This window comes from Pseudoalteromonas sp. 11L1 (assembly GCF_055397545.1).
In genome coordinates this window covers 280,469-304,872 of record NZ_AP041141.1, presented here as the reverse complement: position 1 = coordinate 304,872, position 24,404 = coordinate 280,469, and the positions used below count along the sequence as shown (strand labels likewise).

Genomic DNA, 24,404 nt, shown 5'->3' with positions numbered 1-24,404 from the left:
AAAAGTATATCAGTAAGATAAAACAACAAAGCTGTTATATCTAAAGACTATGGGGTCAAAAAAAAGTTCATCAAGATGCTTTAGAAGTATTCTCATCACCTGCAAATAAACCTGACTTACCCGACACATAATCAGCTGGTTGAGCATCGGCGTTTGAGCGATCTGAACTACGTTCTTTTAATGACGCTTGTAATTGCTCTGTGGTTTCTTTTGAGAAAAACGGTTCAGCAGGGGCTTTATTTCTGTCTTCAAGTAACAGTTGATTAGTTTCTTCAACGTGACTTAATAACTGATCGTAGTTTTCTTTCATTTTGTTTACTAACTTACCAGTATTCGCTAAATGGTCGGCAACATCTTGGCGATACTGCTCAAGCGAATGCTTAGCTTGCTCTGCTTGTTGCTCTAATTCATCTTGTTTAAACTGTTTTTTAGTGACAAAGGCACCAACGAAAAATGCAGCAATAGCAACTACTACCACTAATCCTACCCATGTAAATGTACCCATAAATTCACCTCTATGCGAAAATAACTAAAAAATTAAAATGCTACTAAGTCTAATATACCCTGAGTATTGATGCGTGTTAATATGCTTTACAAATTAAACTGTGTTTTAACTGTAAATAGATATGACTCCTTGGCAAACATACCAGCAAGACCTTCAACGCGATGACTTTGTACATGACGCAGCACAAGAAAATGCAGTTCGTCATTTACAGCGTTTATACGACGATTTAACACAAGCAAAACCGCAATCTAAAGGTTTTTTTGCAAAGCTTTTTAATAAAGCAGAGCCAGCTCCTATTAAAGGTTTATACTTTTGGGGTGGCGTAGGCCGTGGTAAAACTTATCTTGTTGATACTTTTTACGAAGCTTTACCGGGTGATAGAAAAATGCGAGTGCATTTTCACCGCTTTATGCACCGAGTACACGATGAACTTAAAAAGTTAAATAACACTGCCAACCCTTTAGAAACAGTAGCCGATATTTTCAAAGCAGAAACAGACATAATTTGTTTTGATGAATTTTTTGTTCAAGACATTACCGACGCTATGTTACTCGGTGGTTTAATGGAAGCATTATTCGCCCGCGGTATTGTACTGGTTGCCACGTCAAATATTATACCTGACGACTTATACCGCAATGGTTTACAGCGTGCCCGTTTTTTACCGGCTATTGCCTTAGTAAATAAGCATACTGAAATAGTTAATGTAGATTCAGGCGTTGATTACCGATTACGTACTCTTGAACAAGCTGAAATTTTTCATAGCCCGCTTGATGAACAAGCTGATAAAAACCTATTCGAATATTTTGACAAGCTCTCGCCAGAAGTCGGTAAACTAGACACCCCAATAGAAATTGAAGGGCGGATGATCAAAGCCCGTAAGGTATCTGACTGCATCGTTATGTTTGAATTTAGCGAACTGTGTGAAACTGCCCGTAGCCAAGTTGATTACATGGAAATAAGCCGATTATATAACACGGTGATTTTATCTAATGTAAAACAGCTTGGGCAAAATAATGATGACGCAGCAAGGCGCTTTATTGCGTTAGTAGATGAATTTTATGAGCGTAATGTAACGTTAATTATCTCTGCAGAAAAACCGATTACCGAGCTCTATACACAAGGCAATTTAAACTTTGAATTTAAACGCTGTATTAGTCGCTTACAAGAAATGCAATCGTTAGAGTATTTGGCCCGAGAGCATTTAGCTTAAAATACGAAGGTTAGCGGGCGACGGGCTGCGGGTCTCGAGCAAAACATCTAACTTCTAAATAAAAAACCTTGCGATGTTAACCGCAAGGTTTTTTATTTCTCGAACCTCGAACCTCGAACCTCGAACCTCGAACCTCGAACCTCGAATCTCGAACCTCGAACCTCGAACCTCGAACCTCGAATCTCGAACCTCGAACTTACCTCATGGTAACAAACTCTTCAGACCCGGTTGGGTGTAATGCTACAACCGCATCAAAATCGGCTTTAGTGGCGCCCATTTTCATGGCGACAGCAAAGCCCTGAATCATTTCATCAACGGTGAAACCGATACCGTGTAAGCCCACAACTTTTTCATCATCGCCTGCACACACTAGCATCATGTTACATGCTTGGCGATGCTGAGTAACTGCGGTGTACATAGCCGCAAAGCTTGATTTATATACTTTGACATTTTCGCTGCCGTACTGAGAAATAGCTTCTTGCTCAGTTAAACCAATTGTGCCGATAGGTGGGTGGCTAAATACTACGGTTGGTACTAGGCTGTAGTCCATTTTTAAATCGTTCGGCAATTCTTTATTAAATAAACGCTCCGATAGAGTACGACCGGCTTTAACAGCAACCGGTGTAAGCTCAATACCATTTTCGATAATATCACCCACAGCGTATACATTTTCAGCTGTGGTGTTTTGGTATTCATCTACTTTTACATAACCGCTTTCGTTTACTTCTACGCCTGCTGCAGCAAGGTTAATTTTATCGGTTGTTGGCGTGCGGCCTATAGCCCAAATAACCTGATCAACATTTTCGCTGTAACCATTCTCGAAATGAATCGTTAAGCTGCCATCAGCCTCTTTTACCACTTCTTTTGGTGAACACTCAGTGTGCAGTGTTGGGCCTTCTTTTGCCATAATATCAACCAGTGTGTCGATAATGTATGGGTCAAAGGTACGCAGTGGCTTGCTCTTACGAACAAATAAGTGAGTTTGTGTACCTAAGCTGTGCAGCACACCGGCAATTTCTACGGCAATATAACCGGCACCAACAACAGCAACGCGTTTAGGTTGTTCGTTCAGCTCAAAAAAGCCGTTTGAATCAATACCGTGTTCAGCACCTGGAATATTAGGAATAGTAGGGCGGCCACCAACGGCAACTAAAATGTGATCGGCAGTATAGTGTTCGCCATCTACTTCAACGGTTTTACTATCAACAAACTTTGCAAAACCTTTGATCACAGTTACGCCATTTTTAGCTAAACCATTATCATAGCCTTTGTGAATGCGGCCAATATAGGCTTCACGGCTTTCTACTAGCTTTGACCAGTCAAAGCCTTTAACTTCAACATCAAAACCGTAATCAGGAGCATAAAGATTAATTGCTTCAGCAACTTGAGCGCCATGCCACATTACTTTTTTAGGAACACACCCTACGTTTACGCAGGTGCCACCCATGTGTTTAGCTTCAATTAATGCTACTTTTGCGCCACGCATTGCTGCACGGTTAGCTGATGCAATACCACCACTACCGCCACCAATTGCAATGTAATCAAAATGCTGAGCCATGTTTAATCCTCTAAATGTGTTTAACAATGTTTTACCGATAATATCATATGCGATGAACAAGTCACTTGTTCGGGGCTGCTAAAATCTCTACCATCAAACGAAAACCAAGCTAGTTAAGATCAAGGTATTATTAGTCGAGCGTATATTAAGCTAAGAGCTGAACACTTCCCCTTGTATTTACGTATTTTGCCCCAACTTCATTTTTATATTTGCACAAACTGAGAATGATTATGAGCAATGCACAAACAAATCCCCTAATCGGGCTTGAAGGTTTACCGCCTTTTTCAAAAATAAAGCCAGAGCATGTAGTACCGGCATTAAAAAAAGGTATTGAGCACTGTCGCAGTGCAATTGATGATGTATTAGCAAAGCAATCATACACCTGGAATGATTTAGTATTACCCCTTGAAGAAGCTGACGATAAACTATCGCGATTATTTTCACCGGTGTCACATTTAAACTCGGTGATGAACAACGATGAACTTCGCGAAGCTTATGAGCAGTGTTTACCGCTTATTTCTGAATATTCTACTTTTGTTGGCCAACACCAAGGTTTATATGAGGCTTATAGCGCGCTTTATAACAGTGATGAATTTAAAACACTCACTACCGCCCAGCAAAAAACGATTACCAACGCATTGCGTGACTTTAAGCTTTCAGGCATTGCACTAAATCCTGAGCAGCAAAAACGCTACGGTGAAATTAGTGCGCGTTTATCAGAGCTTGCTTCAAAATTTGGTAATAACGTGATGGATGCCACGCTTGCATGGCATAAGCATATTACCGATAAAAGCCAACTAGCGGGCTTACCAGAGTCAGCACTGGCATTAGCGGCTGATACAGCAAAAAGTAAAGACTTAGAAGGCTGGGTATTTACTCTCGATTTCCCATCTTACTTACCTATAATGACTTACGCAGACGACCGTGAACTTCGCAAAGAAACATACACCGCGTTTTCTACTCGTGCATCCGATCAAGGTCCAAATGCAGGAGAGTTTGATAACTCGGCGATTATGAGTGAAGAACTGGCACTGCGTCATGAGTTAGCACAATTACTGGGCTTTAATAATTACGCCGAAAAATCGTTAGCTACAAAAATGGCAGAATCACCTGCACAGGTATTTTCATTTTTAGAAGACTTAGCAGCTAAATCCAAGCCACAAGCAGAGCAAGAGCTTAAAGAGTTGCAACAATACGCAGAGCAACAGCACGGTATTAGTGAACTACAGGCATGGGACTTTGGTTATTACAGCGAAAAGCTAAAGCAAGAAAAGTACGCGATTTCAGATGAAGTATTACGCCCATACTTCCCTGCCGATAAAGTGCTCAGTGGTTTGTTTGAAACGGTTAACCGCTTATTTGGTATTACGGTTAAAGAGCAAAAAGACATCGATACGTATCATAAAGATGTGCGCTTTTTTGAAATTTACGATAGCAACAACACTTTACGTGGTCGTTTCTATTTAGATTTATACGCCCGTGACCACAAGCGTGGTGGTGCGTGGATGGATGACTGTATGGGTCGTAAAGTGCGCGCTAATGGTGAACTTCAAACACCAGTTGCTTACTTAGTGTGTAACTTTAATAAAGCGATTGGCGATAAGCCTGCTTTGTTTACCCATAATGAAGTAACCACACTGTTCCATGAGTTTGGTCACGGCATTCACCACATGTTAACTCAAGTAGATGCAGCGCCTGTTGCTGGTATTAATGGTGTAGCATGGGATGCCGTTGAATTGCCAAGTCAGTTTTTAGAAAACTGGTGTTACGAAGAAGAAGCCCTAAGTTTTATTTCAGGCCACTTCGAAACCGGTGAGCCATTACCAAAAGAGCTACTAGATAAACTATTGGCCGCTAAAAATTACAACTCAGGTATGCAAATGCTAAGACAACTTGAGTTCTCGTTATTCGATTTTAAAATTCACCATGACTACGACTCAGGCCAGCCATGTAACATTCAAGCTGTGCTTGATGATGTACGCAGTCGTACCTCAGTCATTAAGCCGCCAGCGTTTAACCGTTTTCAGCATGGCTTTAGTCATATTTTTGCGGGCGGTTATAGCGCGGGGTATTACTCGTATAAATGGGCTGAAGTACTTTCGGCAGACGCTTACTCTAAATTTGAAGAGGAAGGCATTTTTAATCCACAAACGGGTCAAGCGTTTATGCAGCACATTCTTGAAAAAGGCGGCAGCGAAGAGCCAATGGCACTGTTTAAAAACTTCCGTGGTCGTGAGCCAAGTGTAGATGCACTACTGCGCCACAGCGGCATCGCCGCTTAGGGTCTGTTGACCTTTGCGGATTAAAATATAATTACAAAAGCGCCCCAGTGGCGCTTTTTTATTGCCTAAAACACAGTGCTGTTAAAGAATATTTTGAATAAATTTTAGTAGTTTTAACATGGCGTACTATGCTTTGAACAAAGTACTAAAAGGGACTAACGTATGGCAAAGTTAATACTGGCAATTGATGACGATAAATTAATGCACCATATTATTGAAGAATCTTTAGCTGGGTTTTGCAAAGTGATCCACGCCAAAAATGGTGAAGATGGCATAAGACAAGCGATTAAATATAACCCCGATATTATTTTGCTTGATGTTGAAATGCCAGGCATGTCTGGTTATGAGGTTTGCCAAACTATTAAACAAAATAAAGCCACAACAGATATTCCGGTAATGTTTTTATCATCCAAAGTGGGGCAAGCTGAACGTATTAAAGGGTTTAGTGTTGGCGGGGCTGACTACATTTTAAAGCCTTTTAACGCACAGGAGCTGATGGCACGGATTAAAATTCTTTACCAGTACCGCAAGCAGTGTGCAACACTGCAATATGATATAGCAAAGGCCAATAAAACAGCTGAAATGGCGATGATTGAAACCGGTGACATGGGGCGCATTATGCGTTTTGTTTGTCAAAGCTATCATGCCGATAATTTAGAATTATTAAGTGAATACTTTTTAGGTTTTTTTACTCCATTACACCTCAATGTCGTGGTTGTTTTTTGGCAAAATAACCAGGGAATGTTTTATAGCCAAGAAACAGGCGTATGCCCATTAGAGCAAGAGCTACTCATACAGCATAAAAATGCAGAACGCTTTGTTGATATTGGTCATAGTACTATTATTAATTACCCTAATATTTCACTATTAATTAAAAATATGCCTGTAGATACGCCATCACTTTATGGCCGCTATAAAGATTTATTTCCGCATATTTTAGAAGTAACTAACGAAAAAGTAGTTACTATACAGCAGTACCAATATCGACTAATGCGCGACAATGAGCTAACCCTTGCTTTTAAAGATATTGTTGCACAGCTTAAAAATCAAAACGCCATGCAAACGAGTGCAATTAGCCAGCTTACAGAGCAGCTTGAGCAACTCCAATCGCTAATACAAACACTCAACGAGATACCAGCTTCGCAATTTAATGAGCAAATAACTCAGCTTAGTCATACATCACAGCAGCTGGTTGCAACCACTAATGATTTAGCCTTTATTAAGCACCAACTAAAAACAACCACTCAACAGCGTGATGACTTAATTACTCAAACAAAACTAAGTAAACAACAAACGCAGCCAGAACCTGAGAGCGAAAATAACGATATTGAGTTGTTTTAAACTAGAGATCGTATATTGGCTTTGTTTGGGTATAATAACGGTGAAATTTATCATCGGAGTGTGAAGTGGTTATACAGTGTGCGTTTAAAGAGTGTCGACCTTATTTAAATGAGTTAGAAGCACGCTTTGGGCTTGCTCAATGGGCAGAGCAAAGCAGTGGTTTTAGCTTGCATTACGATGATAAAGGACTAAGCCTGTATAAAACTGACGAGCCAAAATTAGGTGCTATTAACGTAGACTTTGTAACTGGTGCCGTTGCACATAGGCGTAAATTTGGTGGTGGTAAAGGGCAATCAATTGCCAAAGCGGTTGGCCTTAATAAGGGCGCAACGCCAGTGGTACTCGATGCCACAGCAGGCCTTGGACGCGACGGTTTTGTGTTAGCCTCGCTAGGCTGTAAAGTAATTCTACATGAGCGCCATCCCGTGGTTGCTGCACTGTTATATGATGGCTTACAACGTGCTTATAACGATAGTGAAATTGGCCCATGGATGCAGCAAAATATGAGCCTTATCTTTGGCTCAAGCCATACCTTACTTGCCCAATGTGACAGCGTGCCCGATGTGGTTTACCTTGATCCTATGTTTCCGCACCGTGAAAAATCAGCACTGGTTAAAAAAGAAATGCGGGTATTCCAAGAGTTAGTGGGTGGCGATACCGACGCCGATGATTTACTCGATTTTGCTTACCCCCTTGCCAGTAAGCGTGTAGTAGTGAAACGCCCCGATTACGCACCATTTTTAAATGATAAAACCCCAAGCATGCAAATCAAAACCAAGAAAAACCGCTTTGATGTGTATGTAAAAGCCGCGATGGTTTAGGTTAAAGAACAGTTTTTAGTCTTCAGCTGTCAGTTGTCAGCAAAAGATTAAGCCAAGTACGGTGTTTGGGTTAAACGTAGGCGGGGCTTTACGCCGCGCAGGTAGTTTGACATGTTGTGAAAGTGCGCGAGGTAAACTCTCACCTATAATATAAAAACTGGGCTTGCATAAGGCTCGGTGTTTTATTTTACTACCTGACCGCTGACCGCTGACCGCTGACCGCTGACCGCTGACCGCTGACCGCTGACCGCTGACCGCTGACCGCTGACCGCTGACCGCTGACCGCTGACCGCTGACCGCTGACCGCTGACCGCTGACCGCTGACCGCTGACCGCGAACTGATCTTTAAGATCTCAACTATTGAATATAGGATCTCAGCGCGTTTTCATGCTAGAATTTGCGCAATTTTTTTGTACTCGATAAGTAGCACTGTAATGATCTTAGATGATATCCGCATCGTTTTAGTAAACACATCACATTCTGGCAATATTGGTTCTGCGGCACGTGCCATGAAAACCATGGGATTATCAAAGTTATACCTTGTAGATCCTGCCTGTGAAATAGATAGCCATGCCAGCGCACTGGCTGCAGGTGCTACAGATGTACTTGGTAATGCTGTTGTTGTTGATACGGTTGCCGATGCCATTGCTGATTGTGCATTAACTATTGGTACTAGCGCCCGTTCGCGTACATTGTCGTGGCCTATGGTTGAGCCGCGTGAATGTGGTGAAAAGCTTGTTGGCGAAGCTGTAAATGGCCCTGTAGCACTTGTATTTGGTCGTGAAAACAGTGGCTTAACAAACGAAGAATTACAACTGTGTAATTACCATGTGTGTATTCCTGCTAACCCAGAATACAGCTCGCTAAATTTAGCGATGGCAGTACAAACCTTATGTTATGAAACGCGTATGGCATTTTTAAATCAACAGCCTAAAGCGGAACAACAAGAAGACGAAACCCTATATCCATCGTCTAAACAAACAGAGCTGTTTTACGAACACCTTGAAGACACCTTGTTTAAAACAGGCTTCATCATTAAGCAGCACCCAGGCATGGTAATGACTAAGCTACGTCGCTTGTTTAATCGTGCTCGCCCTGAAGATGCTGAAATGAACATATTACGAGGTATTCTTACCTCAATTAATAAGTCTATAAAATAGCAATTAGTTATAAATAGCGCCTTTTATTACCCCACTAATACTTGACTAAATTACTCAGGTAATTACAATAGACCCAATACTTGACCAAAACAGTCGGGTATTTCAAGTTTATCGGCAGCCATTTGAGGCTAGCCAATAAGGATAATACTTGACTAATCTACTCTGGTAATTAAAATTTGCACTCTTTTGTGCGGGGGGCGTTATGAAGTTAACATCAAAAGGCAGATATGCCGTTACAGCCATGCTGGATGTTGCACTACATGCAAATATAGGCCCTGTAGCGCTTGCAGATATTTCGCAGCGCCAAGAAATTTCTTTGTCTTATCTTGAGCAGTTATTCGCCCGTTTACGTAAGAATGGGCTAGTGAGTTCTGTTCGAGGTCCTGGTGGGGGCTATTTACTAGGACGTGAGGCCGATGTAATTTCAGTTGGCGATGTTATCAATGCGGTAGATGAATCTGTTGACGCTACACGGTGTCAGCGAAGCAATACTGGTTGTCAAAGTGGTATGCGTTGTTTAACCCATACATTGTGGTCAGACTTAAGCGCACGAATTGAAGAATTTTTAAATAATATTACCTTAGCTGAACTGGTTGAAAAGTCGGACGTTAAAGCGGTCGCTCTTCGCCAAGAAAACAGCGTTAATGATGCAATTAAGCAGTTGGAAAATATTCAAGTAAGCTGTCAACTTTAAGGTTGACCTGCAGCGGAGAGAGAAATGAAGTTACCGATTTATTTAGATTACGCAGCAACTACGCCCGTTGACGAACGAGTTGCCAAAGAAATGATGCAGTGCCTGACTATGGACGGTAATTTTGGTAATCCAGCATCGCGTTCACACCGTTTTGGTTGGCAAGCTGAAGAAGTCGTTGACCAAGCACGTACTGACATTGCCGATTTAATTAATGCAGACCCACGTGAAATCGTATTCACATCGGGGGCAACAGAATCAAATAACCTTGCTATTAAAGGTGCGGCTCAGTTTTACAAGAAAAAAGGTAAGCATGTTATTACCGCTAAAACTGAACACAAAGCGGTTATCGACACATGTCGTGAGCTTGAGCGTCAAGGGTTTGAAGTAACTTATATGGACGTTGAAGAAAACGGCCTACTTGATCTGCAAAAATTAGCAGATACGATGCGTGACGACACTGTGCTTGTAAGCATTATGCATGTAAATAACGAGCTAGGTGTAATCCAAGACATTAACACTATTGGTGAAATGTGTCGCGAACGTAAAATTATGTTCCACGTAGATGCAGCACAAAGCGCAGGTAAAGTTTTAATCGATGTGCAACAAACCAAAGTAGATTTCATGTCATTCTCGGCGCACAAAGTATACGGCCCTAAAGGCGTAGGTGCTTTGTATGTTCGCCGTAAACCACGTGCACGTTTAGAAGCACAAATGCACGGTGGTGGCCATGAGCGTGGTATGCGTTCTGGTACATTAGCAACCCATCAGTTAGTAGGTATGGGCGCAGCATTTAGAATTGCAAAACAAGATTTTGAAAAAGATCACGCACACATCAGTGCGTTACGTAAACGCCTAATCGACGGCATTTTAACAGATATGGACGAAGTGTACTTTAACGGCACACAAGACCAATCAGTACCTGGTATTGTTAATATTAGCTTTAACTTTGTTGAAGGTGAGTCGTTACTAATGGCCGTTAAAGATATTGCGGTATCGTCAGGTTCAGCCTGTACATCTGCAAGTTTAGAACCTTCTTATGTATTGCGTGCATTAGGTCGCAACGACGAATTAGCACATAGTTCAATTCGTTTTAGTATTGGCCGTTTTACGACCGAAGAAGAGATTGATTACACCGTTGAGTTAATGAAAAACTCGATTGGCCGTTTACGTGAAATGTCTCCTCTTTGGGAAATGCACCAAGAAGGTGTTGATTTAGATTCAGTTGAATGGGCGCACCACTAATTAGTGGAGCCCATACCTAGCAGGTAGTGAGGATAGAATTATGGCTTACAGTGATAAAGTAATCGACCACGTAGAAAACCCACGTAACGTAGGTGCTCTAGATAAAAACGATCCGTCAGTGGCAACGGGTATGGTAGGCGCACCAGCATGTGGTGACGTAATGAAGCTGCAAATTAAAGTGTCAGCAGAAGGCGTGATTGAAGATGCAAAATTCAAAACGTACGGCTGTGGTAGTGCAATTGCTTCATCTTCACTGGTAACAGAGTGGGTTAAAGGCAAAACATTAGACGAAGCGTCTACTATCAAAAATACTGATATCAGCGCAGAGCTAGAATTACCACCAGTGAAAATTCACTGTTCAATTTTAGCCGAAGATGCAATTCAAGCAGCAATTGCAGATTACAAAAGCAAACATACAAACTAAGAGATATTCATGGCAGTGACATTGACAGATGCGGCAGCAAACCGCGTACAATCATTTTTAGCAAACCGTGGTAAAGGCATAGGCCTGCGAGTTGGCATTAAAACGACGGGCTGTTCAGGTCTTGCTTATGTATTAGAGTTTGTTGATGAGCTAAACGATGATGATGAAACATTTGCGGCTAAAGGCGTTACCTTAATTGTTGACGCTAAAAGCTTAGTTTATATCGACGGCACTGAGCTCGACTACACAAAAGAAGGCTTAAATGAAGGGTTTAAATTTAACAACCCTAATCAAGCTGATGAGTGTGGTTGTGGCGAAAGCTTTACCGTTTAAGCTCAAACTTGTTTTGAATACCTAAGCTACTTGGGTATAACTAAGCCCTGCCAATTAATGTAGGGCTTTGTCATTTGTGAGAAGTTATGCGTTATTTTGAGTTATTTGCAATTCCCGTTGACTACAATATTGATTTAGCAACGATTAACAAGCACTACTTAGAACTTCAACGTGCTGTTCACCCTGATCGCCATGCTAATGCTAGCAGCCGTGATAAATTAATGGCCGTACAAAGTACTGCCGAAATTAATGATGCACTGCAAACACTCAAGCACCCCGTTAAACGTGCAGAATATATGCTGAGCGAGCTAGGCGTTGATATTCGCGCTGAGCAGCAAACATTGCAAGATCCCATGTTTTTAATGCAGCAAATGGAGCTTCGAGAAGAGCTTGAAGAGTTAGCGACCGCAAGCGATCCGGACTCTGCTATTGATCATTTTGAAAAACAAATAAAGCAGCTTGATCAGCAATACAGTGCGCAATTGGCAGAGCAGTTAGCAAGTAACGATGAGCAGCAATATCAACAAGCAGCAGACAGTATCCGTAAGCTAAAGTTTGTTTATAAGTTACGCGACGAACTTGAACGCATTGAAGACAGTTTATTTGACGATTAATTCACTTGCTGCAAAGCGAGCAACACGAGTTTAAAGAGCATTATGGCATTATTGCAAATTGCTGAGCCGGGGCAGAGCGCGGCACCACATGAACATAAACTAGCAATTGGAATTGACTTAGGTACCACTAATTCATTAGTGGCAACCGTACAAAGCGGCGAAGCTCGTACTATTACTGATGAGTCAGGCGAAGCAATGTTGCCGTCTGTAGTGCGTTACCAAGCTGGTGGCATAACCGTGGGTGCAGACGCGATGCAAGCAGCTACACTCGATCCGGTTAATACACTCATTTCAGTTAAGCGCTTTTTAGGTAAAACCCAAGCCGAAATAGAGCAAAGCTATGGCCAACTGCCTTATCAATTTTGCGATGATAACGGCGCACTTGCGATAGCAACTGAAGCCGGGGAAATCAGCCCAGTAAAAGCATCAAGCCATATTTTAGGTGCCCTAAAAGCACGTGCAGAACAAAGCTTTGGTAATCAAGATATTTTAGGCGCAGTTATTACCGTACCAGCCTATTTTGATGATGCACAGCGCCAAAGCACTAAAGATGCGGCTGAACTTGCCGGCATTAATGTACTGCGTTTATTAAACGAGCCAACCGCGGCTGCCGTTGCTTATGGTTTAGATTCAGGTCAAGAAGGCATAATTGCTGTTTATGACTTAGGTGGCGGAACATTTGATATTTCTATACTGCGCTTAAATAAAGGCGTGTTTGAAGTATTGGCCACTGGTGGCGATTCTAGTCTAGGCGGTGATGACTTTGACTCATTATTAGTTGACTACTTAAAACAAGAAACTGGCGTGACGGGCTTATCTCCTTCGGTATTACGTTTATTCATTAACAAAGCCAAAGCCTGTAAAGAAGCACTCAGCCAATACGAAAAAGTGAATGTTGGCCTTGAGTTTGACGATGAAAAATACATGGTTGAAGTAACGCGAGAGAAGTTTAACGAGCTGGCTATGCCACTGGTAAAAAAAACGCTCCGCTCATGTCGTCGTGCAGTAAAAGATGCCGGTATTGAAAACCAAGAAGTACTACAAGTGGTGATGGTTGGCGGTTCAACCCGCATGCCGTTGGTACGTACTCAAGTTGGCGAGTTTTTTGATAAACAACCACTCACTTCAATTGATCCTGATCGTGTTGTTGCACTGGGTGCAGCATTACAAGCTGACGTATTAATTGGTAACAAGCCAGATTCAGACATGTTATTGCTGGATGTGTTACCGTTGTCGCTAGGACTTGAGACCATGGGTGGCTTGGTTGAAAAAATTATTCCACGCAATACCACTATTCCAGTTGCACGTGCGCAAGAATTTACTACGTTTAAAGATGGTCAAACGGCTATGTCGTTGCATGTATTACAAGGTGAGCGTGAACTGGTTGACGATTGTCGATCGCTGGCAAAGTTCAGCTTAAAAGGCATTCCACCTATGGCGGCGGGAGCTGCGCATATTCGCGTTACCTTTAAAGTAGACGCTGATGGTTTACTAAGCGTATCAGCCATGGAAAAATCAACTGGCGTTCAAGCAGAAATACAAGTAAAACCGTCGTTTGGTTTGTCTGACGACCAAGTTGCTAATATGCTTAAAGAGTCGATGAGTAACGCTAAAGGCGACATGCAAGCGCGTATGCTTAAAGAGCAACAAGTTGAAGCGCTTCGTGTAATAGAAGCAATGGAAGCCTCTTTAGCAGCTGATGGCGATTTACTTGAGCCTGAGCAACTAGCGGCGCTAAAAGTGGAAATAAACGAACTTGCAAAAGTACGCGAGAGTGCACAAGAGCCAAGCGAAATTAAAGCAGCCATTGAAAAAATGGACAATGCGAGTAGTGATTTTGCCGCGCGTAGAATGGATGCATCAATTAAAAAAGCCTTAACAGGCCAGTCAGTAGACAATATATAAGAGAGATTAGAATGCCACAAATTGTTTTTCTTCCCCATCCGGAGTTGTGTCCTGACGGTGCTGCAATAGAAGCGCCCGCTGGCGAAACGGTACTTGATATCGCGCTTAAAAATGGCATTAGCATTCCTCATGCCTGTGAAAAATCATGTGCATGTACAACCTGTCACTTAGTGATCCGTGAAGGTTTTGACTCATTAGATGAAAGTGACGATCTAGAAGACGACATGCTAGATAAAGCCTGGGGTTTAGAACCAGAGTCACGTTTAGGTTGCCAAGCAATTATTAGAGATGAAGACTTAGTGGTTGAAATACCTAAGTACAATCTCAATATCGTTAATGAAGAACACTAGTTTTTAATTAACGACTATTATATTAAAAGCCGCTGTTTAATACCGCGGCTTTTTTGTTTGTATTAAGTAGCAGCGGGTTTACCCCGCGTCTTTTTAAAGGTTACGAGCGACGGGCTGCTAGGTGCGGGTAAATTAAAAAACCTTGTAGCGTTAACCACAAGGCTTTTTAATATATCGAAGCTCGAGGCCCAAAACCCATTTCGGAGGTGTATTTTGAGTGATCTTATTTTTTCAGACTCGTTTATAAACGGTGAATTTTATCAAACCAGCACACGCTTTAGTGTTAATGATCCCGCCACCGAACAAAGTATTGTTGAAGTTAGCGACATTGACGAGCAAGGTGTAAATACAGCTATTAATGCGGCAAAAGGCGCGTTTGTAAAATTAAAAGCAACCAATGCAACCGAGCGAAGTGAAACTCTGATGCGCTGGTATGAGTTGGTGATTAAACATAAACAAACGCTAGCTACACTTATGACCAAAGAGCAGGGTAAGCCGCTTAAAGAATCTCTCGGTGAAATAGATTATGGCGCCGGCTTTATTAAGTGGTTTGCTGAGCAAGCTAAGCGTAGCTATGGGGATGTGATCCCTGCAACCGACAATCAGCATCGCTTAACCAGTTATAAACAACCTATTGGCGTGGTTGCCGGTATAACACCATGGAACTTTCCTGTGGCTATGGTAACGCGAAAAGTAGCCCCTGCTTATGCTGCTGGCTGTAGTTTCATTTTAAAACCTTCTGAACATACACCACTATGTGCTATTGCTTTAGCGTATTTAGCTGATCAGGCTGGCTTTGTAAAAGGTGCATTTAATGTATTGGTATCACAAAACGCTAAAGACGTTGGTAAAATGTTGACTGACTCAGAGGTGGTACGTAAGTTCACCTTTACTGGCTCTACAGGTGTAGGTAAGCAGTTACTATCACAGTGTGCACAGACAATTAAAAAAACATCAATGGAATTAGGTGGCAATGCGCCGTTCATTATTTTTGATAATGCCGATATTGATGACGCTATTGATGGCCTAATGGCGGCTAAATTTAGAAATAGTGGCCAAGCGTGTGTGGCGGCAAACCGTATCTTCATCCAGCGCAGTATATTAAATGAAGTACTTGAAAAAATTACACCTAAAGTCGCTGCGCTCAACGTTGCAAACGGTTTTGATGAAAATGCCGACATAGGCCCGCTTATTTATCCCAAAGCAAAAGAGAAAGTGCAACAACTGATTAAAGATGCTCTCGATAAAGGCGCTACGCTAATTGGAGATAACAGTAACTTAGGTGGCAGCTTTCAAAACCCATTAATAGTTACTAATGTCACTACACAAATGGATATTTATCATGAAGAAGTTTTTGGCCCTGTATTAACGGTGATCCCATTTGATGAAGAAAGCGAAGCCCTTGCGCTTGCTAATGACGTTCCTTATGGGTTAGCTGCGTACTTTTATAGCCAAAACATTAAACAAATCTATCGTATAAGCGAAGGGTTAGAGTTTGGCATGATAGGTGTAAATGAGGGGGTTATATCAAACCCTGTAGCACCGTTCGGTGGGGTAAAACAATCAGGTCTTGGAAGAGAGGGGGGTCACCAAGGTTTAGATGAATACCTAGAAGAAAAATACGTATGTATTAGGGTTTGACTCTCTAGACTGTTCCGATGAGTTAACCGTTTAGCGTTTTAAGTTGCTTGAAATGGGTGTAAATGCTACCTTTTTAAAAAATGTTTAAGTAAACAAAAAGTAAAAAATTTCTATAAGTAGAAATACCCCCGTGTGTAAATGCCACCATTTTGGTGGCATTTTTTTGCCCTTTTTTAAGGAGAGGTTTTTGGCTACTTCCTCCTTGTAGGTCTAAACTATTCTTAGTTAGATACTATTCTGCTTATATCCTTTTTAAATGTAGGCTTTTATGAAAGAGTAATTCTTTTTAATTCGCGTGAATATTTGTAACTGCATGTTTTTAAATGTATATTTTTGGTGCGTGAATGAGTAGAATAAAGTTTCAGTAGTTTCAATACTATTAACATATAGTAAAAATGTATAATTGTGTTTTATACATTTATAAATTAACATCCCGCAAATTCACCCATTAAAAAATAATGAAGCACCCACTATGAGTAGAAGAAATCAAGCAACGGTAGACCAGGAAGTTTCGTTTGGCATTGACGAAGAATTAGTTTCTACAACAGATTTACGAGGGGTTATCACCTATGCAAATGATAGCTTTTGTAAAGTTTCAGGGTATACCATCAATGAGTTAAAAGGGAAAAATCATAATATGGTTCGTCACCCAGATATGCCACCTGCGGCATTTGGTGATATGTGGTCTAATTTAAAAAGCGATACCGCATGGCGAGGAGCTGTAAAAAATAGATGTAAAGATGGGCGTTATTACTGGGTTGATGCATTTGTTACCCCTATTTACGAAAACGGTAAAAAAGTAGGTTATCAATCAGTTCGTCAACAACTCCTTCCAGAATATAAACACCGCGCAGAAAAGCTTTACCAACGTTTAAACAACGGTCAATCAATTACGCCTTTAAGTGAAAAATTAGCTGCATTTAAATTGCCCCTATTTATTGGGTGTGCCGCTTTAATTGCTTGGTTAACAAGTTACATGTTCTGGTTATGTTTGCTGTTTGTTCCTCTGCCTTTTGTTATTTTTTATGAAGAGTTAATTCGCTCGCAAAGCAAAATCAAAAAAACCAAGGCAGGCCCAGATAGCGTATCTCGGCATATTTATTCTGGTAGCGATAGCCTCAGCTATAGTGATTTTCAGATTAAATTACTTGAGGGTAAAGTCACTACTATTGTTGGCCGGATTATTGATGGTACCTTAAGCTTGAGTAAAGGTGCTGATTCTCTAAAAATTTGTGCTGAAGCTGCGCAGGCCGGTGTTGAAAAAGAAGCATCAGAATTACATCAAGTGTCGTCAGCGGTTGAGGAAATGGTGCATTCAATTGATGAAGTAGCAAAAAATACTTTAGTAACTAACCAACGAGTGCAACAAGCTCACCAAGACTGCGAAAGCGCAACGCAAGCGATGTCAGGCACCATGCGTGAAGTATCGTTACTCGCCAACGAGGTGGATAACTCGGCAAGTTCAGCGAGCGAGCTAGCAACAGAGGCTGAAAAAATTGGTGGTATAATGCAAGAGATACAAGGGATTGCAGATCAAACAAACTTACTTGCTCTGAATGCCGCTATTGAAGCTGCGCGTGCCGGTGAGCATGGTAGAGGATTCTCGGTTGTTGCTGATGAAGTGCGTGCGCTTTCAAGCAGAACGCATACCGCTACAGAGCAAATTCAAGTTTCTATATCTGAAATGCAGTCTACGTTACTCAACTGGTCAAAAACAATGGAAGCTGGTAAGAATGCGGCAGAGAGCTGTGTTAAAGAAACCCGCAATAGCCAAGATATCGTCTCAAAAGTATATGCTGCAATTACTGATATTTCTGATTTAGCAACGCAAATATCAACCGCTGCGGAAGAGCAAAGCATGGTATCACAAGAAATTAGCCGTAATATTTCAAATATTAGTAGTGCGTCTTCAGAAAACTTAGCCCAAGCGCACAGTGTAGGTACAGAGTCTGATGCGATTGAAAAACACTCTAAAGCATTAGCGTCACTAGGCCTTTCTTTTAAAGTAGGTTAACAATTTGAGCAAGGGCAGCAAATACCCAAGTGTATGAGGCGCTGAGAATATAACATGTTCTCAGCGCGCCTAAAGCGTCAAATACGGGCAACGGGCTGTGTGGTGCGGGGAAAGCCTGCTACTACTGGTATTATTTGTAATATTTATTTAGCAGTGACTTCATGTCGCATCAGGCTTTTATCAAAAGCACCAAATAACGATATAAATCAACGCTGGGGAAACCGGCGGCTACAGATAAGAGCGTATTTTTTTATTTTATGTTTGGCTTTATGAAAACTAGAGATAACTAAAAAATTAACTTTGGATATTACTTAGAGGACTTAGAAAATAGTGGGGCGATTGACGGGGCTCGAACCCGCGACAACCGGAATCACAATCCGGGGCTCTACCAACTGAGCTACAACCGCCACTACATACACCTTGTTTGGTGTGGCGCGCATAATACATAATATCCCCATGCTTGTGAAGCAAAAAATCAAAAAAAATTAAACTTATTATAAGTATTCTATATTTAAGCTATTGGCAACGGGCAACGGGCAACGGGCAACGGGCAACGGGCAACGGGCAACGGGCAACGGGCAGCCCGAACCCTTAACCCCTTAGTAAAACGTTGTTGCAAACACCTATTAAAGATTTACAATACTACAAACAATACCGCTAAACTGCTTAATAACGCTATCAGGAGTTAATATGGATTCAATACTCAATTGGCTGAATGAAAATTCAGGCTTAATCTTACACTATGGTATTCAAGCAGTTATAGCGCTTGTTATATTTTTACTCGGTGGCCGAATTGCCAAGTTTTGTGCAAATTTAACCGCTAAAGCATTCGACAAGAAGAAAGTAGATGTAGCGGTTTCATCGTTTGTATCTAGTATTGTGTATGCCATTGTATTTGCAGCCACTATTTTAATGGCGCTATCACAAATTGGTATCGAAACCACGTCATTCATTGCTATTTTAGGTGCTGCAGGTTTAGCGGTTGGCTTAGCACTGCAAGGGTCGCTATCTAACTTTGCATCTGGTGTGCTCATTATTTTACTACGCCCATTTAAATCTGGTGACTACGTTGAAGCTGGCGGTAAAGCTGGTACGATTAAAAAAATCGAAATATTTTCTACTGAAATGCGCACTCCTGACAACAAAGTTATTGTAATGCCGAATTCAAAAATAATGTCAGATGCGATCATTAACTACTCGCGCGAAGCAACGCGTCGCGTTGATCTTGTGATTGGTGTTGGCTACGACGCCGATTTACGTAAAGCAAAAGAAGTACTTAAATCAGTACTAGATAACGAATCACGCATTTTAAAAGATCCTGCATACAACGTATCGGTTTCTGAGCTTGCCGATTCAAGCGTTAACTTTATCGTACGCCCGTGGGTTAACTCAGAAGACTACTGGCCAACATACTGGTCGTTAATGGAAAATATTAAAATAGCGTTAGACGACGCTGATATTACCATTCCATTTCCACAAATGGATGTGCATTTGCACAAGCAAGACTAATTTTAAAAAGTTATTAAGGTAATGCTCACGTTAGGTTTGCTAACGTGCGCGCTGCTTTAAAGAGCATGAATATTTTTTACAGGGTTATTTTTTAATGAAACTTAAGCTTTTATCAATTTTAGTAGCAGCCTCAGCTACAACCAGTGCATTTGCATCAGAAGAAGAACAAAAAACCTGGGAAGTTACCAGTGAAGTGGGCGCTATCATTACTAGCGGTAATACCGAAACAACGACCTTAAAAGGCGGTATTAAAGTATTGCATAACTTAGAAAGTTGGAATAACGAGTATAAGTTAGACGGCATCTACAAAGAAGATGAAGTAGAAAACGACGCTGGCACAAAAGAAAAACAGCGTACTAACGAAAAGTACTCTATTTCAGCGCAGGGTAATTACAAATTAAACGAAAAGCATGCTCATTTATTTATTTATGGGTCGCACGTATCAGACTACTTTGGTGCATACCGAAGTGAATCAGTTATTTCAGCGGGTTATGGTTTACGTTTACTAAACGAGACAAACATGAAGCTAAACGCTGAAATTGGTCCGGGTTATAAGTATTTTAAGTATCCAGATATTAGCGAAGAGGTTGATGAAAACGGCAACTCATTAGCGGGTGAATACGAAGGCGAAGTGATTGCCTTAGGTAAAGTAGATTTTAGCTGGAAAATTTCAGACAACGCGCGTTTCACTCAGTTAGTGTCGGTAGAATACGGTGATACTAATACTAAAACCCGTTCAGAAAGCGCATTACTTACTAAAATCAATGGCTCATTGCAAATGAAAGTGGCTTACAATATAACCAATAACTCTGATGTGGCTGATGACAAAGAAGCAACAGATACAGAGACTTCATTAACACTTGTTTACAGTTTTTAACTATACTAAAAGTATAATAATGGGTAAGCGTGCTTACCCATTTTTTTTACTTATAAAATGGTGTAGTATGCCGCGGCTATCTTTATTTTACTGGAAGGACACTTTGTGAAGTTAATTAAACTTTTTGCGGTACTGCTATTATTAGTATTCGCTTCGTCATCATTTGCGCAAGGAAGTAGTCAAGGTGTTGCACCTACAGAGCAGCAATTAGAGCAATTTCAGAAGCTACCAAAATCACAACAAAAAGCGCTTGCTGAAAAGTATGGAATTAGTTTAGACGCACTGGGTTTTTCGACAGATGGTGAATCATCCGATGATGAAGGTAGCAATAAAAATTCATCTTCTATATTACCTCGAGATTTAGATGAAAAAGATTCTGAGGAATTAACCGATGAAGAAAAATTCAAACCTAAAGAAGAAGAAATAAAGCCGTTTGGCTACGAACTTTTCTCTGGTGAGCCAACAACCTTTGCACCCTCTGAAAATGCATTAGTCCCAAGTACTTATATGGTGGGTCCTGGTGATACATTTACACTAAACTTGTATGGTAAAGAGTCGTTTAATGGAGAGGTTACAGTTGATAGAGAGGGCCGCCTTGTTATTGACAAACTTCAGCCTGTAAACGTTGCAGGTATGCAATACAACCAAGTCGTTGAGCTGATCCAACAAAAAGTTGAACAAGAAATGATTGGTGTTAGAGCATTTGTTTCAATGGGCGAAACCAGAACAATTAGAGTAATGGTTTTGGGTGAAGCATACAAACCTGGCGCTTATACCATTCCCTCACTTTCATCAATAACTCACGCGCTGTTTGTTAGTGGTGGGCTTTCTGATATAGGTTCGTTGCGTAATATTCAATTAAAGCGAGCTGGCAAAACAATTCAAACTCTGGATCTCTATGATCTATTAATTGAAGGCGACAGTTCTGATGATGTGATCTTAAAACCGGGTGATGTTGTTTTTATTCCGCCAGTTGGTAAGCAAGTAACAATCAGTGGCGAAGTTCGCCGTCCAGCTATTTTTGAACTACAGGGGTCAGAAAGTTTAGATGAAGTCATTGCTATGGCTGGCGGATTGACTGCCCAAGCTTACCCACAAAAAACCATCGTAGAACGTTACACAGGTAATAGTTCAAAAACGATTTTACAGCTTGATATAACTAAAAACTCTCAATATTCACCTAAAAATGGCGATACTATTAAAGTACCAGCATCGAGCGATGAGCTTGATAATGCAGTTACTTTAATCGGTGCAGTAACGTATCCAGGTAATTATTCTTGGAAAGAGGGGGATAAAGTTAGTCGACTTTTCACTTCAGTTAAAAGTGATTTATTACCTACTGCTGATTATGAATACGGATTGATTGTTAGAGAAGTTAATCAAAAAGGTGACATAGAAGTACACCAGTTTTCACCCTTAGAAGCCTCACAAAACAACGTAAAAAGTGACTTAGAGCTCAAAGCCAGAGATATAGTTGTAATTTTTAGCCGCTTTCAAACTAAAGATGATGAAGAGGCAGCCTTAAAAACACTCGCTATAACAAAAGAGCAATTAGAATTAAGAGAGCGAATGAAGCTCTGGGAACAATACGAAGAAAAGCAATTCTATGAATTTATAGACTTAGGTGGTGCGTTAGAAAAAGAGCTAGCAGAGCAGCTAGCAGCAGAAGAAAGTAAAAAAATCACTAACATTACTGACTTCCTAAATAGCAAAGAAGAAGAGCTTAAAGAAAGCGACTATGCTGTATTCAGTCGAGAAAAGCTATTACGTCCTATTATTGCAAAATTAAACCAGCAATCTAGCTACTCGAGCCAAGTTAAAATATTTGGTATTCGCGGGGAAGTTCGTTTTGACGGCGTTTACCCTCTTCCTATAAATGCGACCGTGAAAAAAGCAGTATTAGCAGCGGGCGGATTAAAAGAGTCAACATTCCTTGAAAAAGCTGAAATTACTCGTTATAGCAATGAGCACAAAAGCTTACTTGATCATGTAGAAGTAGACTTAAATGAAGCGCTTACAAGCAATGATAATGAAAAGTTTGCAATACAAAGTAAAGATTCAATTAGCATCTACCCGATACCAAATTGGCAAAAAGATTTACAAATTGAAATTGTAGGTGAGGTTAGATTCCCTGGTATATACAGTATCCGCAAAGGTGAAGACTTAACTAAAGTACTTGAGCGAGCCGGTGGTTTTACGGAGTTCTCATATCCTGAAGGTGCCATTTTTACTCGCGAGTCAATCCGATTCCAAGAGCAGCAGCAATTAAATAAACTATCTGAAGACTTAAGACGCGATATTGCAGCTAAAAGTTTTAACAGCTCAATAACCGACTCATCTTTGAGTTACAAAGATATGGATAGTTTGATTACAGATTTAGCAAAAGTTAAAGCAGTAGGCAGGCTTGTTATAGATTTACCTGCTATTGAACAAGGTCAGCAGCACTTACCGCTTCAAGACCAAGATGTGCTTTATATACCTACTAAAAGTAATAGCATTAGTGTAGTCGGAGAGGTTAACTTTTCTACATCCCATATTTACAAGGCTGGATTATCACTTGATGATTATATAAACAGAAGTGGTGGCTTTAAACAGCGTGCAGACGAAGAGAGAATTTACATAATTAAAGCCAGTGGTTTAGTTACAATTCCTGATCAAGGGTCGTGGTTTGCGGCAAATAAAGCTGAAGAGTTGAGCCCTGGTGATACAATTGTAGTGCCACTAAATACCGAACATGTAGATAACTTAACATTATGGAGCACAGCAACTCAAATCCTTTATCAAATGGGTGTTGCGTTGGCTGCTATTAGCTCACTATAAACATGAAATATACTTTGAGAGACATTGGGTCTTCGTTATGATTTTTGAATTTATTATGCTTGCTTTTGCATTTGGCTTTTCGTATGCAGTGATATTTGCTATTACGCCTTTAGCCGTTAAGTTTGGGCTTGTCGATACCCCGTGCAATCGTAAGCAACATGACGGAGCCATACCACTTATTGGTGGGCTCTCAATATTTTTAGCTGTATTTATTTCTGTTTTAGCGTTTTACCCGTTAACTACAGAAGTTGTAAGTTACCTTATGTGTGCTGGCGCAATTGTCATTTTGGGTGTAGTAGATGATTATCGTCAATTAGGTGTGAAAATTCGCATATGTATTCAGGTCATTGTTGCGCTTGTTATGATATGGGGCAGTGATGTTTATATACATAACCTAGGCGATTTATTTTCATTTGGAGACGTGAACCTGAGCTGGTTTGGGATCATTTTTACTATTGTCAGCGTAATTGCCTGTATCAATGCATTTAACATGATAGATGGTATAGATGGCTTAGCTGGTTCGCTGAGTATACTAACTTTACTCTCGGTATTTGTGCTGATGCTGATGAGCGGAAATTATGCATTTGCATACTTACCGCTTATCATTGTTGCTACCGTTGCGCCCTATTTAGCATTTAATTTAGGGCTTAAAGGGCACAAAAACAAAAAAATATTCATGGGTGATGCAGGCTCAATGTTTATTGGGCTTAGCGTTATATGGTTCTTAATGGTGAGCACTCAAGCGAGTGAGCCCGCTTTTAGACCGGTAACCGCGTTGTGGATAATTGCGGTACCACTCATGGACATGATGGCTATTATTATTCGCCGAACACGAAAAGGGATGTCGCCTTTTCATGCAGACAGAGACCATTTACACCATATATTTATGAGAGTAGGCTTTAGCCCACGTAGAGCGCTTAGCGTGATATTAACGTTTGCAATTGTGATGAGCTCAATCGGTATTTTTGGTGAAATTTTACAAGTTCCAGAATGGGTAATGTTAGCTCTATTTATAGTTGTTTTTGTGCTTTATGCATTAGCACTTCAACACTGTTGGAAAGTGGCAAGGTTTTTACGCAGAAAAAACAATAAGCATTAAAGAGA

Annotated in this window: 21 protein-coding genes, 1 tRNA gene and 1 pseudogene; 18 read left to right on the top strand and 5 right to left on the bottom strand. The window is 40.8% G+C overall.

Going from position 1 to position 24,404, the window contains the following annotated elements:
- Positions 1-70: 70 nt before the first annotated feature.
- Entirely contained in the window at positions 71-505 is a 435-nt protein-coding gene (locus ACZ5WS_RS01420) for a Z-ring associated ZapG family protein (protein WP_075170488.1), read from the bottom strand.
- Positions 506-626: 121 nt separating this feature from the next.
- Here ACZ5WS_RS01420 and zapE point away from each other — a divergent pair, with 121 nt between their 5' ends.
- On the top strand, positions 627-1,715 hold the full coding sequence (gene zapE / locus ACZ5WS_RS01415; protein ID WP_138609024.1) for a cell division protein ZapE: 1,089 nt from the start codon (positions 627-629) through the stop codon (positions 1,713-1,715).
- Positions 1,716-1,911: 196 nt separating this feature from the next.
- On the opposite strand, the gene gorA is transcribed toward zapE, so the two are convergent.
- Entirely contained in the window at positions 1,912-3,273 is a 1,362-nt protein-coding gene (gorA, locus tag ACZ5WS_RS01410) for a glutathione-disulfide reductase (RefSeq protein ID WP_464710196.1), read from the bottom strand.
- A 230-nt stretch (positions 3,274-3,503) separates the two neighbouring features.
- Here gorA and prlC point away from each other — a divergent pair, with 230 nt between their 5' ends.
- The 3 genes from prlC to ACZ5WS_RS01395 all read left to right on the top strand — a co-directional run bounded on the left by prlC (position 3,504) and on the right by ACZ5WS_RS01395 (position 7,717).
- Complete coding sequence (gene prlC / locus ACZ5WS_RS01405; protein WP_464710195.1) at positions 3,504-5,555, top strand: oligopeptidase A; 2,052 nt, start codon at positions 3,504-3,506, stop codon at positions 5,553-5,555.
- Between the two features lie 162 nt (positions 5,556-5,717).
- On the top strand, positions 5,718-6,896 hold the full coding sequence (locus ACZ5WS_RS01400; protein WP_464710192.1) for a response regulator: 1,179 nt from the start codon (positions 5,718-5,720) through the stop codon (positions 6,894-6,896).
- A gap of 65 nt (positions 6,897-6,961) precedes the next feature.
- Entirely contained in the window at positions 6,962-7,717 is a 756-nt protein-coding gene (locus ACZ5WS_RS01395) for a class I SAM-dependent methyltransferase (protein ID WP_464710190.1), read from the top strand.
- Positions 7,718-7,753: 36 nt separating this feature from the next.
- On the opposite strand, the pseudogene ACZ5WS_RS01390 reads toward ACZ5WS_RS01395, so the two are convergent.
- A pseudogene (locus ACZ5WS_RS01390) lies at positions 7,754-7,996 on the bottom strand (hypothetical protein); the annotation flags it as partial.
- Positions 7,908-8,090: a hypothetical protein gene (locus tag ACZ5WS_RS01385; RefSeq protein ID WP_464711456.1), complete on the bottom strand. Its 183-nt coding sequence runs from the start codon at positions 8,088-8,090 to the stop codon at positions 7,908-7,910. The pseudogene ACZ5WS_RS01390 and the gene ACZ5WS_RS01385, both read right to left, overlap by 89 nt.
- Positions 8,091-8,151: 61 nt before the next feature.
- Between ACZ5WS_RS01385 and trmJ the strand changes: the two genes are divergently transcribed.
- From trmJ to ACZ5WS_RS01335, 10 genes are all read left to right on the top strand, one after another.
- Positions 8,152-8,877 (top strand): tRNA (cytosine(32)/uridine(32)-2'-O)-methyltransferase TrmJ, encoded by a 726-nt coding sequence (gene trmJ, locus ACZ5WS_RS01380; protein WP_075170485.1) that lies wholly within the window; start codon positions 8,152-8,154, stop codon positions 8,875-8,877.
- A gap of 202 nt (positions 8,878-9,079) precedes the next feature.
- The gene (gene iscR / locus ACZ5WS_RS01375) at positions 9,080-9,571 is read left to right on the top strand and encodes a Fe-S cluster assembly transcriptional regulator IscR (RefSeq protein WP_008113921.1); all 492 of its coding nucleotides are present in this window, start codon (positions 9,080-9,082) and stop codon (positions 9,569-9,571) included.
- Between the two features lie 24 nt (positions 9,572-9,595).
- A complete protein-coding gene (locus ACZ5WS_RS01370) occupies positions 9,596-10,813 on the top strand; it encodes an IscS subfamily cysteine desulfurase (protein WP_008113922.1) in 1,218 nt (405 codons plus the stop codon).
- Positions 10,814-10,853: 40 nt separating this feature from the next.
- Positions 10,854-11,237: a Fe-S cluster assembly scaffold IscU gene (iscU, locus tag ACZ5WS_RS01365; RefSeq protein WP_054202356.1), complete on the top strand. Its 384-nt coding sequence runs from the start codon at positions 10,854-10,856 to the stop codon at positions 11,235-11,237.
- Between the two features lie 9 nt (positions 11,238-11,246).
- Complete coding sequence (iscA, locus tag ACZ5WS_RS01360; RefSeq protein ID WP_008113924.1) at positions 11,247-11,570, top strand: iron-sulfur cluster assembly protein IscA; 324 nt, start codon at positions 11,247-11,249, stop codon at positions 11,568-11,570.
- An 86-nt stretch (positions 11,571-11,656) separates the two neighbouring features.
- Positions 11,657-12,184: a co-chaperone HscB gene (hscB, locus tag ACZ5WS_RS01355; protein ID WP_075170484.1), complete on the top strand. Its 528-nt coding sequence runs from the start codon at positions 11,657-11,659 to the stop codon at positions 12,182-12,184.
- A gap of 42 nt (positions 12,185-12,226) precedes the next feature.
- Positions 12,227-14,089 carry a Fe-S protein assembly chaperone HscA gene (gene hscA, locus ACZ5WS_RS01350; protein WP_055013455.1) on the top strand — a complete coding sequence of 621 codons (1,863 nt, stop codon included), beginning with the start codon at positions 12,227-12,229 and terminating at the stop codon, positions 14,087-14,089.
- 11 nt (positions 14,090-14,100) lie between these two features.
- On the top strand, positions 14,101-14,439 hold the full coding sequence (gene fdx / locus ACZ5WS_RS01345; protein ID WP_008113929.1) for an ISC system 2Fe-2S type ferredoxin: 339 nt from the start codon (positions 14,101-14,103) through the stop codon (positions 14,437-14,439).
- 213 nt (positions 14,440-14,652) lie between these two features.
- Positions 14,653-16,080 (top strand): NAD-dependent succinate-semialdehyde dehydrogenase, encoded by a 1,428-nt coding sequence (locus ACZ5WS_RS01340; RefSeq protein WP_464710180.1) that lies wholly within the window; start codon positions 14,653-14,655, stop codon positions 16,078-16,080.
- Positions 16,081-16,552: 472 nt separating this feature from the next.
- The gene (locus ACZ5WS_RS01335) at positions 16,553-18,094 is read left to right on the top strand and encodes a methyl-accepting chemotaxis protein (RefSeq protein ID WP_464710178.1); all 1,542 of its coding nucleotides are present in this window, start codon (positions 16,553-16,555) and stop codon (positions 18,092-18,094) included.
- Positions 18,095-18,425: 331 nt separating this feature from the next.
- On the opposite strand, the gene ACZ5WS_RS01330 is transcribed toward ACZ5WS_RS01335, so the two are convergent.
- Positions 18,426-18,501: transfer RNA gene (locus ACZ5WS_RS01330), tRNA-His, on the bottom strand.
- A gap of 283 nt (positions 18,502-18,784) precedes the next feature.
- Between ACZ5WS_RS01330 and ACZ5WS_RS01325 the strand changes: the two genes are divergently transcribed.
- The 4 genes from ACZ5WS_RS01325 (at position 18,785) to wecA (ending at position 24,399) form a co-directional block, all read left to right on the top strand.
- Positions 18,785-19,603 (top strand): mechanosensitive ion channel family protein, encoded by an 819-nt coding sequence (locus tag ACZ5WS_RS01325; RefSeq protein ID WP_010390598.1) that lies wholly within the window; start codon positions 18,785-18,787, stop codon positions 19,601-19,603.
- 94 nt (positions 19,604-19,697) lie between these two features.
- A complete protein-coding gene (locus ACZ5WS_RS01320; protein WP_138609581.1) occupies positions 19,698-20,480 on the top strand; it encodes a DUF481 domain-containing protein in 783 nt (260 codons plus the stop codon).
- 114 nt (positions 20,481-20,594) lie between these two features.
- Entirely contained in the window at positions 20,595-23,300 is a 2,706-nt protein-coding gene (locus ACZ5WS_RS01315; protein WP_464711454.1) for an SLBB domain-containing protein, read from the top strand.
- Between the two features lie 37 nt (positions 23,301-23,337).
- The gene (gene wecA / locus ACZ5WS_RS01310; protein WP_138609583.1) at positions 23,338-24,399 is read left to right on the top strand and encodes a UDP-N-acetylglucosamine--undecaprenyl-phosphate N-acetylglucosaminephosphotransferase; all 1,062 of its coding nucleotides are present in this window, start codon (positions 23,338-23,340) and stop codon (positions 24,397-24,399) included.
- Positions 24,400-24,404: the final 5 nt, after the last annotated feature.

Coding starts and splice junctions, on each gene's coding strand:
- ACZ5WS_RS01370 (WP_008113922.1), top strand. CDS start 9,596: ATGAAGTTACCGATTTATTTAGATTACGCAGCAACTACGCCCGTTGAC.
- fdx (WP_008113929.1), top strand. CDS start 14,101: ATGCCACAAATTGTTTTTCTTCCCCATCCGGAGTTGTGTCCTGACGGT.
- zapE (WP_138609024.1), top strand. CDS start 627: ATGACTCCTTGGCAAACATACCAGCAAGACCTTCAACGCGATGACTTT.
- ACZ5WS_RS01400 (WP_464710192.1), top strand. CDS start 5,718: ATGGCAAAGTTAATACTGGCAATTGATGACGATAAATTAATGCACCAT.
- wecA (WP_138609583.1), top strand. CDS start 23,338: ATGATTTTTGAATTTATTATGCTTGCTTTTGCATTTGGCTTTTCGTAT.
- trmJ (WP_075170485.1), top strand. CDS start 8,152: ATGATCTTAGATGATATCCGCATCGTTTTAGTAAACACATCACATTCT.
- prlC (WP_464710195.1), top strand. CDS start 3,504: ATGAGCAATGCACAAACAAATCCCCTAATCGGGCTTGAAGGTTTACCG.
- ACZ5WS_RS01325 (WP_010390598.1), top strand. CDS start 18,785: ATGGATTCAATACTCAATTGGCTGAATGAAAATTCAGGCTTAATCTTA.
- ACZ5WS_RS01320 (WP_138609581.1), top strand. CDS start 19,698: ATGAAACTTAAGCTTTTATCAATTTTAGTAGCAGCCTCAGCTACAACC.
- iscR (WP_008113921.1), top strand. CDS start 9,080: ATGAAGTTAACATCAAAAGGCAGATATGCCGTTACAGCCATGCTGGAT.
- ACZ5WS_RS01420 (WP_075170488.1), bottom strand. CDS start 505: ATGGGTACATTTACATGGGTAGGATTAGTGGTAGTAGTTGCTATTGCT.
- ACZ5WS_RS01335 (WP_464710178.1), top strand. CDS start 16,553: ATGAGTAGAAGAAATCAAGCAACGGTAGACCAGGAAGTTTCGTTTGGC.
- gorA (WP_464710196.1), bottom strand. CDS start 3,273: ATGGCTCAGCATTTTGATTACATTGCAATTGGTGGCGGTAGTGGTGGT.
- hscA (WP_055013455.1), top strand. CDS start 12,227: ATGGCATTATTGCAAATTGCTGAGCCGGGGCAGAGCGCGGCACCACAT.
- hscB (WP_075170484.1), top strand. CDS start 11,657: ATGCGTTATTTTGAGTTATTTGCAATTCCCGTTGACTACAATATTGAT.
- iscU (WP_054202356.1), top strand. CDS start 10,854: ATGGCTTACAGTGATAAAGTAATCGACCACGTAGAAAACCCACGTAAC.
- iscA (WP_008113924.1), top strand. CDS start 11,247: ATGGCAGTGACATTGACAGATGCGGCAGCAAACCGCGTACAATCATTT.